The organism is Paraburkholderia sp. MM5477-R1 (assembly GCF_050436385.1).
Lineage (GTDB): Bacteria > Pseudomonadota > Gammaproteobacteria > Burkholderiales > Burkholderiaceae > Paraburkholderia > Paraburkholderia tuberum.
The window spans coordinates 167,285-182,493 of record NZ_JBNDMC010000010.1; the positions used below are offsets into that span (position 1 = coordinate 167,285).

The 15,209-nt window shown below is 63.5% G+C and carries 14 protein-coding genes; 5 read left to right on the top strand and 9 right to left on the bottom strand.

Translation table 11 applies throughout. The features are described from left to right. Window positions 1-29: 29 nt before the first annotated feature. The 5 genes from OKW35_RS44585 to OKW35_RS44605 all read right to left on the bottom strand — a co-directional run bounded on the left by OKW35_RS44585 (window position 30) and on the right by OKW35_RS44605 (window position 5,824). The gene (locus OKW35_RS44585; protein ID WP_429555388.1) at window positions 30-1,190 is read right to left on the bottom strand and encodes an ABC transporter ATP-binding protein; all 1,161 of its coding nucleotides are present in this window, start codon (window positions 1,188-1,190) and stop codon (window positions 30-32) included. Between the two features lie 3 nt (window positions 1,191-1,193). Next, the gene (locus OKW35_RS44590; protein WP_090806412.1) at window positions 1,194-2,111 is read right to left on the bottom strand and encodes a carbohydrate ABC transporter permease; all 918 of its coding nucleotides are present in this window, start codon (window positions 2,109-2,111) and stop codon (window positions 1,194-1,196) included. Beyond that, window positions 2,108-3,064, bottom strand: coding sequence for a carbohydrate ABC transporter permease (locus OKW35_RS44595; protein WP_187618924.1), 957 nt, complete (start codon window positions 3,062-3,064; stop codon window positions 2,108-2,110). Before OKW35_RS44595 ends, OKW35_RS44590 begins: the two co-directional genes overlap by 4 nt. An 8-nt stretch (window positions 3,065-3,072) precedes the next feature. After that, window positions 3,073-4,311 (bottom strand): ABC transporter substrate-binding protein, encoded by a 1,239-nt coding sequence (locus OKW35_RS44600; RefSeq protein ID WP_429555389.1) that lies wholly within the window; start codon window positions 4,309-4,311, stop codon window positions 3,073-3,075. 94 nt (window positions 4,312-4,405) lie between these two features. Continuing rightward, complete coding sequence (locus tag OKW35_RS44605) at window positions 4,406-5,824, bottom strand: GH1 family beta-glucosidase (RefSeq protein WP_429555390.1); 1,419 nt, start codon at window positions 5,822-5,824, stop codon at window positions 4,406-4,408. Window positions 5,825-6,143: 319 nt separating this feature from the next. Here OKW35_RS44605 and OKW35_RS44610 point away from each other — a divergent pair, with 319 nt between their 5' ends. Continuing rightward, window positions 6,144-6,530, top strand: a complete 387-nt coding sequence (locus tag OKW35_RS44610) for an ester cyclase (protein ID WP_429493667.1) — start codon at window positions 6,144-6,146, stop codon at window positions 6,528-6,530. Between the two features lie 241 nt (window positions 6,531-6,771). On the opposite strand, the gene OKW35_RS44615 is transcribed toward OKW35_RS44610, so the two are convergent. Further along, window positions 6,772-6,927: a hypothetical protein gene (locus OKW35_RS44615; RefSeq protein WP_184065349.1), complete on the bottom strand. Its 156-nt coding sequence runs from the start codon at window positions 6,925-6,927 to the stop codon at window positions 6,772-6,774. Between the two features lie 82 nt (window positions 6,928-7,009). Further along, complete coding sequence (locus OKW35_RS44620; RefSeq protein ID WP_429555391.1) at window positions 7,010-8,254, bottom strand: DUF1479 domain-containing protein; 1,245 nt, start codon at window positions 8,252-8,254, stop codon at window positions 7,010-7,012. A 95-nt stretch (window positions 8,255-8,349) separates the two neighbouring features. Here OKW35_RS44620 and OKW35_RS44625 point away from each other — a divergent pair, with 95 nt between their 5' ends. The 4 genes from OKW35_RS44625 to OKW35_RS44640 all read left to right on the top strand — a co-directional run bounded on the left by OKW35_RS44625 (window position 8,350) and on the right by OKW35_RS44640 (window position 12,489). Beyond that, window positions 8,350-9,342, top strand: coding sequence for a helix-turn-helix domain-containing protein (locus OKW35_RS44625; RefSeq protein WP_429555392.1), 993 nt, complete (start codon window positions 8,350-8,352; stop codon window positions 9,340-9,342). A 180-nt stretch (window positions 9,343-9,522) separates the two neighbouring features. Then, the gene (locus OKW35_RS44630; protein ID WP_090810122.1) at window positions 9,523-9,906 is read left to right on the top strand and encodes a nuclear transport factor 2 family protein; all 384 of its coding nucleotides are present in this window, start codon (window positions 9,523-9,525) and stop codon (window positions 9,904-9,906) included. A 104-nt stretch (window positions 9,907-10,010) separates the two neighbouring features. Beyond that, window positions 10,011-10,958, top strand: coding sequence for a lactate/malate family dehydrogenase (locus tag OKW35_RS44635; protein ID WP_429555393.1), 948 nt, complete (start codon window positions 10,011-10,013; stop codon window positions 10,956-10,958). A 52-nt stretch (window positions 10,959-11,010) separates the two neighbouring features. Continuing rightward, window positions 11,011-12,489 (top strand): DASS family sodium-coupled anion symporter, encoded by a 1,479-nt coding sequence (locus OKW35_RS44640; RefSeq protein ID WP_429555394.1) that lies wholly within the window; start codon window positions 11,011-11,013, stop codon window positions 12,487-12,489. A 184-nt stretch (window positions 12,490-12,673) separates the two neighbouring features. On the opposite strand, the gene OKW35_RS44645 is transcribed toward OKW35_RS44640, so the two are convergent. Both OKW35_RS44645 and ftrA read right to left on the bottom strand, forming a co-directional pair. Then, window positions 12,674-13,891 (bottom strand): DUF2252 domain-containing protein, encoded by a 1,218-nt coding sequence (locus OKW35_RS44645; protein WP_090806426.1) that lies wholly within the window; start codon window positions 13,889-13,891, stop codon window positions 12,674-12,676. A 326-nt stretch (window positions 13,892-14,217) separates the two neighbouring features. Further along, the gene (ftrA, locus tag OKW35_RS44650) at window positions 14,218-15,177 is read right to left on the bottom strand and encodes a transcriptional regulator FtrA (RefSeq protein WP_187618914.1); all 960 of its coding nucleotides are present in this window, start codon (window positions 15,175-15,177) and stop codon (window positions 14,218-14,220) included. Between the last annotated feature and the right edge of the window lie 32 nt (window positions 15,178-15,209).

A 15,209-nucleotide genomic window follows, 5' to 3' on the forward strand; every position in this document is an offset into this window, starting at 1 on the left:
AGCCGCTTCGCGCGTGACGCGCCGCGGCGTTATAAGCGCGCGCCGCTCGCTTCGTCGAATAGCGAGACATGCGCGGCGTCGAACGAGAACGCCACGGTGTCATCCTCCGCAATCGGCGCTTTGGTCTGATCGATCGACGCGATCTGTTCGCCATGATAGTCGAGCCAGATCACGCGGTGGTTGCCCATCGGCTCCATTAGCGAAACTTTCGCGCGCTCGCTGGCGCCTTCCGTGATATGCACGTCTTCGGCACGCACGCCGAGCACGCAGCGCACGCCCTGCGCGGGCGCCCCCTTGAACGCGTACGCCGACACGTCGATCCGCACCTGCCCAGTGCAAAAGTGAAGCGCACCGTCGCGCGTCTCGAGCGTGCCCCTCAGCAGATTCATCGCCGGCGAGCCGAGGAAGGTCGCCACGAACAGATTGTTCGGCCGCGCATAGACCTCCGCCGGCGTGCCGAACTGCTGGATCACGCCGCCGCGCATCACGGCCATGCGCGTCGCGAGCGTCATCGCCTCGACCTGGTCGTGCGTCACGTAGATCATCGTCGCGCCCAGGCTGTGATGCAGCTGCTTCAGTTCGCGGCGCAGTTCGGTGCGCAGCTTCGCGTCGAGGTTCGACAGCGGCTCGTCGAACAGGAACACGTCGGCCTCGCGCACGATCGCGCGGCCGATCGCGACGCGCTGCCGCTGTCCGCCCGACAACTGCGACGGCTTGCGCTTGAGCAGCGGCCCCAGTTGCAGCATCTCCGACGCGCGGGCGACACGCCGCGCGATTTCCGCCTTCGGCGTGCCGTTGATGCGCAGCGCGAACGACAGGTTGCGCTCGACGCTCATGGTCGGATACAACGCGTACGACTGGAACACCAGCGCGATGCGGCGATCCTTCGGATCGGCCCACGTCATGTCTTCGCCGGCGATCTCGATGCTGCCGTCGCTGACGTCGATCAATCCCGCGATGCTGTGCAACAGCGTGGACTTGCCGCAACCCGACGGCCCCAGCAGCACGACGAACTCACCGGCGAGCACGTCGAGATCGAGGTTCTCGATCACCGTGTTCGAACCGAGGCGAATCGTCAGATTGCGGACCGCCACATTGGCGGGATGCGTGAGCGCCGCGGCGTCGGACTCAACGTCAGCGCTTGCACCCGGCACGCCGGCCGCATCGATCGTATTAGCCATGTTTGCCATGCCCTACCCCTTGACGGCGCCCGACGCAATGCCGCGCACGAACCAGCGGCCCGAAATGAAATAAACCGCGAGCGGCACCAGCGACGTCAGGATCGTCGCCGCCATATTGACGTTGTAGAGCCGCTCGCCGGTCGTCGTGTTGATGATGTTGTTCAACTGCACCGTCATCGGTAGATTCTTCGTGCCAGCGAACACGAGGCCCAGAATGAAGTCGTTCCAGATGTTCGTGACCTGCATGATCAGCGCGACGACGATGATCGGCGTCGACATCGGCAGCATCAGTTGAAAGAAGATGCGCCAGAAGCTGCCGCCGTCGATGCGCGCGGCCTTGAACAGCTCCTGCGGAATCGACGCGTAGTAGTTGCGGAACAGCAGCGTCATCACCGGCATGCCGAACATCGTATGGATCAGCACGATGCCCGGCAGCGAGCTGAACAGATGCACGCTCGCGAGCACGCGCACGAGCGGATAGATCATTACCTGCACTGGAATGAACGCGCCGACGAGCAGCACGCCGAACAGCAGACCCGCGCCGCGCGGCCGCCAGAACGACAGCGCGTAGCCGTTCACCGCGCCGACCATGATCGACAGCACTGTGCTTGGCACGACGATACGCACCGAGTTCCAGAAGCCGACGCGAATGCCGTTGCAATCGAGCCCGGTGCAGGCCGACTGCCATGCGGCGCTCCACGCGTCGAGCGTGAAATGCATCGGCAAGCCGAGCAGATTGCCGAGGCGGATCTCGCTCATCGGTTTGACCGACGTGACCAGCATCACGTAGAGCGGCAGCAGAAAGAACACCGCCGCGGTGAGCAGAAACGCGTAGATGCCGAGCCGCGCCGGCGAGAACGCCGAGCGGCGGGGCCGCGTGCGCGCGCGATGCGGCATGCCGCCTTTGAGCGTGGAATCGAGCGTGTTCATCCTCTCTCCCCGCGCAGCGCCGCACGGCTGCGTGCATAGAAGAACGGCGCGAGAACCGCCAGCACCGTCGCGAGCAGCACGATCGATGCGGCCGACGCAAGGCCGATGTTCGCGCGCCCGAACAGATAGTCCATGATGAATTTGGCCGGCACTTCGCTCGCAGTGCCGGGGCCGCCCTGCGTCATCGCGACGACCGCGTCGTACAGCTTCACGACCATCACGAACAGCAGCACGAACGCGGTCGAGATCGACGGTCCGAGCATCGGCACCACGATGCTCGCGTACACGCGCCAGCGTGGAATGCCGTCGATGCGCGCGGCTTTCCACAACTCTTCGTCGATGCCGCGCAGGCCCGCGAGCAACAGCGCCATCACGAGGCCCGAAGCCTGCCACACGGTCGCGATCACGATCGTGTAGATGACCCAGTCCTGATCGACGATCCAGTCAAAGCGCGCATGCGCGAAGCCGAGATTGCGCAGCACCTGCTGCGCACCGAGCGCGGGATTCAGGATCCATTGCCACACGAGCCCGGTCGCGACGAACGACATCGCGTACGGATACAGAAACACCGTGCGCAACGCGCCTTCCGCGACCACGCGCTGATCGATAAAGATCGCCAGCAGCAAGCCGATCACCATGCACGCGATGATGAAACACGCGCCATAGATCACGATATTCTGCAGCGACGTCAACCAGCGGTCGTTGTGAAAGAGCCGCACGTACTGCGTGAAGCCCACGAAGTCGTTCGACGGAAACGTGTGCGAATTGCTGAGCGACACGCGCGCGGTCCAGACCATCGTGCCCAGGTACGTGAACACGACGGTCAGGAGCATCGGCAGCAAGGCCAGCCAGACCGCGATCGAAAACCGCCGGTTCAGCGGCTTGTTTCGCGGTTTGGGGTGCGACTTGTCCTGTGGTTTCGAACCCTCGGCTGGCAGCTTGAGCGCGTGCATGGCGAGGCCTAGCCCTTCAACGCGCTGGCGAACGCTTTCTGCGCGTCGTCGACGGACTCGTTCTTGTTCCAGAAGTTCGTCACGACGTCAGTCAGCGCACCCTGCATATCGGGCGACAGCAGCATTTCCGGATTCGGCAACTGGCGCGACTTGTCCTTCATGATCGCGATGCCCTCCTTGGCGCAGACGTCGAGGCTGCTTGCGTCGACGTCAGACCGGATCGGAATCGAGCCCTTCTTCGCGCTGAACGCGACCTGCGCGGACGGCGAGGTCATCACCGTGGCGAGCAGATTCTGCGCCTTGATCGCCGACGCGCTGTCGGTCTTCGGGAACACGAAGACGTCGCCCGCGACCAGATACGGCGAACGCGGACCGAAGCCCGGGAAGCAGCCGAAGTCCTTGCCCGCCGTTTGATTCGCCGCGACGAACTCGCCCTTCGCCCAGTCGCCCATGATCTGAACGCCGGCCTTGCCCGAAGTCACGAGCGCGGTCGCGTCGTTCCAGTTGCGGCCAGGCGAGCCCGGATCGACGAAATCGTGCAGCCGCTTGAACGACACGAGCACCTTCTTGAACGCATCGGAGTTCACCGCGTTCTGATCGTGATCGCGATAGACCTTCATATACAGGTCCGGGCCGCCCACATCGGCGAGCACCGCGTCGAACGTGATCTTCTCCTGCCACGGCTGGCCGCCGAACGCGAGCGGAATCACGCCCGCGCTCTTCAGCTTGCCGAGATCGGCGATGAATTCGTCGTAGCTTTTTGGCTCGCTCGCGATGCCCGCTTTCTGGAACACCGGCTTCGAGTAGAAGAACCACGCGGGCATATGAATGTCGACCGGTGCCGCGTAGAAATGGCCCTTCACGCGGATACTGTCGAGAATCGACTGCGGAAAAATGCCGTTCCAGTTTTCTTTCGCGGCGACGTCGTCGACGTTATTCAGGAGTCCCTGGTCGATCAGATCGTGAAACTGCTTCGACGTATTGAACTGGGCGGCGGTGGGTGGATCGCCGCCGACGATCCGGTTGATCGCGGTGGCGCGCGCCTGATCTCCGCCGGCGACTGCGTTGTCGACCCATTGGCCACCGGCCTTGTCGTACGCGACGGCAAACTGCCGAATCGCGGCCGACTCGCCGCCCGAGGTCCACCAGTGAATCACGTTAGCCTTGAGCGGTTCCGCATGCGCGACGACGCCATACAGCGCCAGTGCCGCAACTACGCCTCGCAAGACCATTCTGTTGCTGTTCATTCCGTCTCCTCCAGGCTGAGTGCCCGTGTGTCAAGTCGAAATACCAATCAGCTCCACCCGGCTTTACATCGTTGCTGCGTCGTTTTAATTGTGTTTATTGCGCTTGCGCGTTGCGATCTTGGAGGAATTTCGACACCAGCTCCGCGCTGCGCTTGACCGTACGCTTCTGCGTTTGGTAGTCGACGTGCACGATGCCGAAGCGCCGCTCATAGCCGAAAGCCCACTCGAAGTTGTCCATCAGCGACCACAGGAAATAGCCGCGCACGTCGACGCCCGCCTTGATCGCCTGATCGACCGCGGCGAGATGGCGCCTCAGGAACGAGATGCGCTGCGTGTCCTCGACGCGGCCGTCGATCACCTTGTCGTCCGATGCCATGCCGTTCTCGGTGATGTAGATCGGCGGCAGATTGGCATAGGTATCCCTGAAACCGGTCAACAGATCGCGAAGACCGTCAGGGTAAACCTCCCAGCCCATCTGCGTGCGCTCGACATCCTCGAGCGGCACCTCCTTGAAACCGTGCCCACCATCGCTCGCCACGTTGGTGCGGAAATAATAGTTGATGCCGAGAAAATCGAGCGGCGTATTGATCGTCTGCATGTCGCCTTCGAGCACGAGCGGCTCGCTGCCCGGCCACAACTCGAACAGGTCTTGCGGATACTCGCCCTTGAACAGCGGATCGAGAATCCACGCGTTGTGCTGAACTTCGAACAGCTCGGCCGCGCGACGGTCGGCGGCGCTGTCGCTATTCGGCGTGCCGCGCCCGACATTCGCGACGATGCCCTTGTGCGAGCGCGGATCGTTCGCGCGCAGCACCGGAATCGCGAGACCGTGCGCGAGCAGCAGATGATGCATGGCCTGCGCGGCGAAACGCAGGTTCGAGAGTCCCGGCGCGTGATGGCCGTTGCCGTAGCCGAGGTACGCCGAACACCACGGCTCGTTGAGCGTCGCCCACGCATCGACGAGGCCGTGCAGCTCGCGGCTCATCAGATCCGCGTAATCGACGAAACGGTACGCGGTTTCGCGATTGAGCCAGCCGCCGCGATCCTCGAGATGCTGAGGCAGGTCCCAGTGATAAAGCGTGACGAAAGTCGTGATGTTCTTCTCTTTGAGCCGTCCGAGCAGGCGCTTGTAGAAGTCGAGCCCCTTGCGGTTCGGCGTGCCGTTTTCGTCCATCACACGCGGCCATGCGGTCGACAGCCGGTACGCTTCGAGGCCGAGGCCCGCGAGCAGGTCGACGTCCTGTTCCCAGCGATGATAGTGATCGCACGCGACGGCGCCGGTGTCGCCGGCCAACACCTTGCCCGGTGTGGCCGAGAACGTGTCCCAGATCGACGGCAGGCGGCCGTCTTCGTTGACCGCGCCTTCGATCTGATACGACGCGGTGGCCGCGCCGAGCAGGAAATCCTGGCGCCACAGCGACGAATCGGCGGGCGGTGTGAATTGATCGGAATGCGGTTCGCCGTGAGCGGTTGGACGGGCGGCGTCGATGACTGCGGATGCGTCGTTGACCACGGATTCTCTCCTGCCAATGAGGTCGTTGAACCGGGTGTGGTGGAACTCGAGGCGCTGGCGTTCGAACTTGCTGTGAGCGCTTAAGTGGAAGCGCTTCCACACTGTCCAGCGAACGATAGCAGCGGGGAAATCGGCGCAGCAATCCGGGTTTGTCTGGAGGGGTTTCTGGCATGCGTGCGTGGGTGATGCGGCGCGCATCGGGGGTGTTCACTGCAACGGATAGTTACGGCTTCCGACGAAAATCCCTGGCAGCCGTGCAACGCAAAGTCTCGGATCGCCGACAATCGGCTTATCCACTGAAGCATGGAAGACGATTGCGATGAGCGAATTCAATCTGTCGGAACTCTACCGCGGCTATATCGCCTGCCTGAACACGCAGGACTGGTCAAAGCTGCGAGACTTCGTTGGCGAAGACGTGAAGTACAACGGCCAACGAATCGGTTTGTCGGGCTATCGCGAGATGCTGGAAAGAGACTTCCGCGACATTCCCGACCTGCACTTCGAGATTCAGATGCTGGTTTGCGAGCCGCCACATATCGCAAGCCGATTGCATTTTGACTGCACACCCATCGGCATGTTACTTGGGCTTCCCGTGCAAGGAAAACGGGTGGAGTTTTCCGAGAACGTCTTCTACGAGTTTGGTGACGGCAAGATCCAGCAAGTCTGGTCGGTCATCGATAAAGCCGCGATCGAGAGTCAGTTGTAGCGGCTCAGGGACACGCGTGTCGCTCGCGTGCATCTTTTTGTGCGCGCGGAGACGCCCCGTCAGCGAGGCTGTCACGGAGCGCATCGCTCCGGCAAACCTCCGTCTCCGTTGAAGTCGCTATGCGCGGCACTCATGGCAAAACCGAACTCGCGCGGCAATTCTGCCATGTGGGAACTGCCGCGGTTATCAGAAACGCCCGCATTTCACTTCGATTCTTTTTTTATCGGGCGAATGCGCTCGTCTATGGCTTGTCGTCCTCGCTATCGGGGTCGATGTCGGGATCGAGCGGCGGCTCATCCGGGTCCTGCGATGGACCGAGGTCGGGCAGATCCGTCTGCACGACGTCGGACTGATCCGGGCGGATCGGGTTTTCGTCCTTGTTCGGTGTGGTTGCCATGGCCGGTCCTCCTTAGGTCGTTGCCATGCTGAAGCGGCAGCAAGTTCCGCTCCCGATCCAGACGCGGCCATGCCCGTTCCAGTCACAAGTCGAAGCCCATTTGCGCACGGCCAAGCTCGGTGAGATCGTCTGGCGTCGCGCGGCCGACGAAATCGACTTCGAAATGATCGGCCGGAAAATCCGGCGGGCTCCTGCCTTCGAGAAAGCCCGGCAGTTGCCGCTTCAGATACGCATCGTTCTTCGCGCAGCCCGGCAGCGAAGCGATATACATCACGTTGCTATAGCCGTTGCCGCGATGCGCGTCCTCGACCGCGTGAATGACGTCGCTATGCCAGAACACGGTGTCGCCCGCCTGCATCAGCGGAATCGACGACAGCGCATGAAACAGCGGCGCGTGATAGTCGGACTTGATCGACAGCGCGCGCCCCGGCAGCGCTCCGCACAGATCGTCTTCGGCGACATCATCCTGAAGCGCGCGCAACAGGATGTAGACCATCGAGTTCGCCATTGGCACCAACTGCAGCGTGCCGTCGCCGGGACCCTGCGGCGTCAGCGCGGTCCAGCCTTGAAACGTGCGGAACATCGAGCAGACGGCCGGCGATGCGATCTCCTCGACTTCGGTTCGCCACGCGGCGTCGAACGGATCGTAGTCGCGCCAGTGGCCCGAGAACACATGGCGATAGACCTTGCGGAAGTTCGGCTCGATCCAGCGCTCCACCGAACCGCCGTCGCAATGCGCCGACAACCCGAGCGATTCCGAGCCGGGCGGCCGACGGCGCAGGCGGTCCGCATACACCGGCACATGGTTCGGATCGAAATGCACGCGCCCTTCGCTTTCGGTGCGCCACAGCCGGTTCAGGAACACGCGGGCCTGCGTGAGCTCGGTCGATTGCCGCGCGAGCACCTGCGGTTTCGACCAGTACACACCGTAGATTTGCGGCTTGCTCGAGGCGAGCTGCCCAAAGTACTTGTCTTCCGCGCGATTCTGCAGCTTTGCGTCGAGGTCGTTGCGCTCGACGTAGTCGGCGATGTCCTGATCCCATTGCTCGACGAGCGACCGGTCGAACACCTTGCGGATCACACAGGCGCCGCGAGCTTTGACGAGCGCGATCTGCTCGTCGGTGACCCGGTTCGTCACGATGTCGGCGAACTGGATTTCCGGAATGACCGGCTCGCCGCGCTCACGCAGCGTCGCGATTCGCTCCGCCTCCTTCGTCATCGCCGCTTCGACGTCGGCGAACACGTCGCGGTAGTTCGGCAGCATCGCGCGCAGTTCGCGCTTCGCTTGACGGATCGCTGCCGGCAGGTCGTCGATTTGCAGGGCCATGGCATCGTCTCCATGTGGTTTCTGATGCTTGAAGCGTACGCGAACGATCGCCGCCTGCGTGATACTATCCGGTCAAAGATTTGACGATTTCAGACATGAAAGCCGCTTTTGAACATGTGGATTTTGGCCGGGACTGTTCGGTCAGGGTTTACCACCGCCGGCTGCCCCGCATCCCTTTCGAATGGCACCACCATCCCGAGTACGAGCTGACGCTGACGATGAACGGTCAGGGCAAGCGGTACATCGGAGACTCCGTCGCGACCTACGGCGCGGACGATCTGGTGCTGGTGCCGCCGAATCTGCCGCACACTTGGGCCTCGAACCGTTCGATCGACGCGGCGCACCCGCAGGTCGCGATCGTCGTATGGTTCGACGGCGCGTGGGTGCGGCGACTCGCCGATGTCTGCCCCGAATACAACGGACTTTGCGACCTGTTGCGCAGAGCGGCCTGCGGCCTCGCGTTCGAAGACGGTGCCGGCACACGCATGCGCGAACACCTCGACCGCCTGCTGTCCGACAAACCGCGCGAACGCTTGCAGGCGGCGCTCGATGTACTGGATCTGCTGTCGGCGCTCCCCGCCACGCCGCTCGCGTCCCCAAGCGCATTCGACGCGCGAACCGGAACGCCGACTGGCCACGAATCCGATCAGATCGATCGCGTGCTCGCGTTGATCGAAACACAGTTCGCGCATCCGCTTCGGCTTTCCGCGCTGGCCAATGCGTCGGGGCTTTCCGAGCGCTCGTTGACGCGGCATTTCACGCAGCATCTTGGCGAGAGCGTCGGGCGCTACGTGACGCGCGTACGAATCGGCCACGCATGCCGGATGTTGACCGATACGCAAGCGCCGATTTCCGTCATTGCGACGCGTTCCGGATTCGCGAACGTCGCGAATTTCAACCGGCAATTCAAAGCCGCCAAGGACATGACACCGGTTGAGTTCAGGCAGCAGTTCGCGGGCGCGCGGCGGGCGGAGCAACAGATGTCGCCAATGCTCACCGAGCGCTCGCCTTCTCTGCAGAGCGTTCGCAACAAAGGAGACGGCAAGCGGATGTCGCGGCCCGCGCGTGCAAGCCGGCAGTCCGAATGACCGGACTACTCGGCGAGCAATCCCTGCAGGCGCCAGACATTTTTTGCACGTCCGGGGGAGTACTTGCAGCAAGGGTGGGGCCAGGGATTTTATGGCGCAGACTATGCGCTGGCGGCGAAATTTCAACGCGACGGCCACGCGCGGCTGGTCGACTGCAATACCCGACTCTGGAGGCACTCCATGAACGAACAAGCGATACGTGAAGCCTTGAACGCACACTGGCGAGCGTCGGCGGACGGCGATCTCGACGCCGAACACGCTATCTACGCCGACGATGCGATCTGCGACTATCCCCAATCAGGCGAGCGAATCCACGGACGAACCAATTTGCAGGCTCTGCGCGGCCATCATCCCGGCAAGCCATCGGGTTTCGCGATCAGGCGAATTCAAGGCGAAGGCAATCTGTGGATCACCGAGTACACGATCAACTATCAGGGGCGCATCGCTTACACGGTCAGCGTGATGGAGTTCCGCGAAGGCAAGGTCGTCCACGAGACGCAGTATTTTGCTGATCCGTTCGAGGCCCCGGATTGGCGGAGTCAATGGGTTGAGCGGACCGCGTGAAAAAACGCGCCGCGGCCGTGTAGGACCAAGGTCCGATTGATGACAAACGCGCGCATGCGACTATGCTTCGAGGGGGCTGAAGCCCGAACTTGACGAGGTTCGCTATGCGGCAGGCCAAGATCGTTATCGTCGGCGCGGGGCTGGTCGGGGGATCGGCAGCCCTGTTCGTGGCGTTGGCCATTCCGAGTGCGAAAGTCGTCATCATTGATGTCGCGCGGGTGCGTGCTGAGGGACAGGTTCTCGATCTCGCCCACGCCGCGGCATTCTGGGGGCACAGCCGTTTTCGCGCAGGGGACTACGAAGACGCGCGTGACGCCGACATCGTCGTGATCACGGCCGGCGCCGGCGTCAAACCCGGCGAGACTCGCCTGCACCTTGCCAGAACCAATGCGGACATCGCGACCGAAATCGTCGGGCAGATCGCGCCGCTCGCGCCCGACGCCATCTATCTGATCGCGACCAACCCATGCGACGTGCTGACCGGCGCCGTTTACGACCAATTGCGTTGCGAGCGCGAGCGCGTCATCAGCACGGGAACCTCGCTCGATACCGGGCGGCTGCGCTCCCTGCTGTCCGAACGGCTCGGCGTGGTGGCCTCCGCGATTCACGCCTATGTGCTCGGCGAGCACGGCGAATCGGCCGTGATCCAGTGGTCCGCCGCAACGGTCTGCGGCATGCCCCTCGAAACCTTCCTGACGCGCAACGGCAAGGAGCTGGGCCCCGCCAGCAGGGATCTGATCCTGCGCTCCGTCCACGAGGCGGCGAAGCTCATCAAGGAAGGCAAAGGCGCCACCCATTACGGCATCGCCAGCGCGATAGGAAGGATCTGCGAGGCCATCGTGCACGACACCGACCTGATCCTCACGGTTGGCATCGTCCAGCCCGAAGTGGAAGGCGTACCGGACGTGTGCGTGTCGCTGCCAATGGTCGTCAATGGCGCGGGCGCGCGGTTGATCGCCTATCCGGAACTCGACCCTATCGAGCGCGAGACCTTGCTAGGTAGCGCGCGCATCGTCAAGGACGCGACGGAAAGCGTGCTCCACGAGCGGTGACGCCTTCCCGCGCACTCCGAAAAAACCCAACCACGCCGGCACGAGGTCCATCATGGCTCCTACACCTGCCAAGGTTTCACGGCCCACCAGCTCGCCTCCCGCCACGCCGAAGCCCTCGGTCGGACTGCCGGCCGGCGTCTGGAAATATCTGGTACCGATCGCGGTCGGCGTCGCGCTGTGGTTTCTGCCCGCGCCCGCCGGCCTCCAGCCGAAGGCGTGGCATATGTTCGCCGTGTTCGTCGCGACCATTGCCGGCATCATGACCGCCCCGCTGCCGATGTCGGTGGTTGCCATCATCGGCTCGACCATTGGCGTGCTCGTCGGCGTTCTGTCGTTTGCCGACGTCACCAAATCCACCGGCACCGACCTCGTATGGCTCGTGATGCTCGCGTTTTTCATTTCACGCGGCGTGATCAAGACCGGCCTTGGCCGCCGGATCGCGCTTCTGTTCATGCGATTGCTGGGAAAGCGAACGACGGGGCTCGGCTACGGGCTCGTGTTGACCGAACTCGTGATCTCCCCCGCGATGCCGAGCATCACCGCGCGCGCGGGCGGCGTGATGTTGCCGATCACACGAGCCATTTCCGAAGTGCTGGGCAGTCACGCCGACGATCCAGAATCACGCGTGAAGGTGGGACGCTACCTGATTCTCTGCGCCTTCCACGCGAACATCATCACGGCGGGCATGTTCATCACGGCAATGGCGGGCAATCCGCTGGCGGTCAGGCTGGCCGCGGACCAGGGCGTGTCGATCAGCTGGCTCGACTGGGCGGTGGCGGCGTCGATCCCCGGTCTGCTGTGCCTCGCCGTGATTCCGATCGCCATGCTGTGGATCGCCCCGCCGCAGGTCAGACGCACCCCCGATGCCACCGACCTCGCGCAACGAGAGCTCACGACGATGGGGCCCATCTCGGTCAAAGAAATCATCATGGCGTGCATCTTCGTCGGCTTGCTGGTGCTGTGGGTGTTCGGCGACGATCTCGGCGTCGGCGCAACGCTCGCGGCGGCGATCGGCGTTTCGTTGCTGTTCATCAGCGGCGTGCTGACCTGGCAGGACGCGCTGAACGAGAAGTCCGCCTGGGACACGATGATCTGGATCGGCCTGCTCATCATGCTGGCCTCCAAGCTCAACGAATATGGCATGGTGACCTGGTTCGGCAAGGAATTCGGCGCGCATCTCGCGGGCTTTCCGATGCTGGCGGTCTATATGCTGGTGGCGGTGATCTACGTTTACATTCACTACTTTTTCGCCAGCGCCACCGCGCATATCAGCGCGCTGTTTCCGCTCTCCATGGCACTGATGGTCGCCGCCGGCGTCCCACCCTTCGTCGCCGCAGTCTCGCTCGGCATTCTGAGCAATGTGAATGGCTGCCTGACGCAATATGGCATCGGCTCCGGTCCCGTCATGTTCGGCGCGGGCTACGTGACCCAGGGCGAATGGTGGAAGGCGGGATTTTTGATGAGCCTGTTTTACATGGTGGCCTGGCTGGTCGTTGGGCCGCTTTGGTGGAAGGTGCTGGGGCATGTATGAGACAACGCGACTTTCGCCGCGCGGCTCGTACGGCCCGCGCACACGTGATCCTGCTCCGCTTCCCGCTTCGTCAATCGCGAGCGGTCATGACCCGCGCAACTTCCCCGGTCGTCATCGATCGCCGCCGATCACCGCGACGCCGTCCGCAGCCCTGACGCCCGCGCCGGCCCTCCAATGCAACGCTTCAGTTGCCCGTGCCGCTCGTCTCGAAGGTTCCCCGATCATAAGCTTCGCAATAAGCCTTCCAGTCCGCCGCGACCTGCGCCTCACACTGCGTCGCAAGATCGATCAACGGCAGTTGCCAATCGCGCCGACTGCCAAACGCGATCAGATCGTCCGCGATCGCCGACTTCTGCCGCCCTCCGCTGCGCAGATGCGCCCACGCGCTCAACTCGGCCATGCTGTTGATCACTGCCTCGAGCCGCGGCAGCTTGCCGTCCCAGTCGGCAAGCGCGACGCGATCTTCCGATGGCTGCAAACTCCGCAGCACATAGGAGCGCTGGTTGAATTCCACCGCGTGCAAAAAGGCCTGCGAGACCGCCTGATTGCGCCGCTGCACTTCGACGACACGCTGTGCCTCGGTCTGCCACTTCGGCTGCGTCGCCGTCACGTGCGCACTCACTGATGACGGCAGCGCCTCTTTCAAATCGATCAGGTAGTTGCCATCGGGCGAGCCCTTGCCCTCGACCAGAATCACATAGCGATCGACACCGAGGCTGCCCGTCCCCGCAATGCGGCGCGCGACATCGAGCGTGCGGTAGAACTCGGGATTCGGCTCCGTCACCGCGAACTGCTGCATGAACTGCGCGACCGCGGCACGCCGTTCATCGCTGACGGGCAGCGCTTTCTTGCCGTCGACCTTCAGCATGCGCGTTTTGCCCTTGAGCACCGTGCGCCGGTCCAGATGCGCGGCGCGCGTGCGGCTCACGAGCGCGACGAACAGATCGCGCACCATGCCGGTCGCGGTCTCCGCTTCGATCCAGCGCGACTTGCCGTACGCGAGCGCGGCGCCGTAGGCATCGAGCGCGGTGTGGCACAGCGCGAGCGCTTCAGCGCGGCTCAGCTTCAGGTTGGCCGCGCCGACCAGCACGCTCGTCAACAGACGCACCAGCTCGTACGGAACCGGCGCGAGACAGGCTTCGTCGAAGTCGTTGTTGTCGAAGTAGACGAGGCGATTGTCGCCCTTGTAGCTGCCGAAATTTTCGAGGTGCATGTCGCCGCAGATCCACACGTGCGGCGCGTCGTCGAGTACGTTCGCGCGCGGCAGACGCGCATAGAACAGATGGCAGGTGCCGCGCAGAAATACGAACGGCGAGCCGCGCATGGCTTTGTATTTCATCGCGAGTCGTTCGGGGTCCCGCCCGGCGTTGAAGTTGGCGATGATCTTTGCGATATCGGACATAGCGGGTTCCGTTGAATGGGCAAGCTCGACGTGAGCTCCATGCCTGCTGCTGTGACCTCGGAGCGTGCCGCGAATTCAATGCGGGTTCAACCCGGATGCAGTGACGTGGCTGTCGTTGCTTGTCGCGGCAGTGGCGATCGGTGGGCTGCTTGCCTACGCGTATCGCCAGTGGGCGCGCTCGACAGGCTCGAACTTCGAGTTCTATGCGTCGTTGTTGGCGCTCAACGCGACCGCGCTCCTGTTGCTGACGAACGCGCTATGTTGGTTCGAATACATGTCCAATGTCATCAATGTGTCGCATCCATTGTGCTTACGATCTGCTGGACTCACCCCTCCCCACCGAACCTGCGCCGATACGCCCCCGGACTCGTCAACGCGATCCGGCGAAAATGCCGCCGCAACGACTCCTCCGACCCGAACCCCGCGAGCTCGGCGACGCGCGCCATCGGCAGCGGCGTCGCGGCTTCGAGCAACTCTCGCGCAAGCGCGACGCGCTCCCTGACGAGCCATTCATAAGGCGCCATGCCGGTCGCGTCGCGGAACTGCCGTTGCAGCGTGCGCGGGCTCATCGCCGCGCGCCCGGCGAGCGAGCGCAGCGTATGCGGCTCGGCCGCATGGCTGCGCACCCAGTCCATCAGCTTCGCGATACGTCCGCTTTCGTCGGGCGGCATCGGGCGCGGCACGAACTGCGCCTGGCCACCCTCGCGATGCGGCGGCACCACGAGCCGTTGCGCGACGCGATTCGCAACCGCGCCGCCATGATCGCGCCGCACCAGATGCAGCAGCATGTCGAGCCCGGCCGCCGATCCCGCCGAGGTGATCACCTGCCCTTCATCGACATACAGCGCGTCGGGCTGCACACGCAGTTGCGGATAGCGCTGCTGCAACTTGTCCGCGTAGCGCCAGTGGGTCGTCACGGTCTTGCCGTCGAGCACGCCGGCCGCCGCGAGCACAAACACGCCCGAGCAGATCGAGCAGAGCCGCGCGCCGCGCTCGTAAGCCGCGCGAAGCCTGCGCAGCAGCGCGGCCGGCGGCACCTCGTCGGCATCGCGCCAACCCGGAATCACGATCGTGTCGGCGCTCGCGAGCAGCTTCAGCGTGTAGGGCGCGGCCAGCGTGATGCCGCCCGCCGCGCGGATCGGACCGGGCTCGCTCGCGCAGACCGCGAAGCGATACCACGGCACGCCGAGCTCGGGACGCTCGAGCGCGAACAGTTCGGTCACGCAGCCGAATTCGAAGGTGCAAAGCCGGTCGTAGGCCAGCGCGACGACGAGATGATTGTGCATGGCGCAATGTTACCGAAGATTGACGATCACGC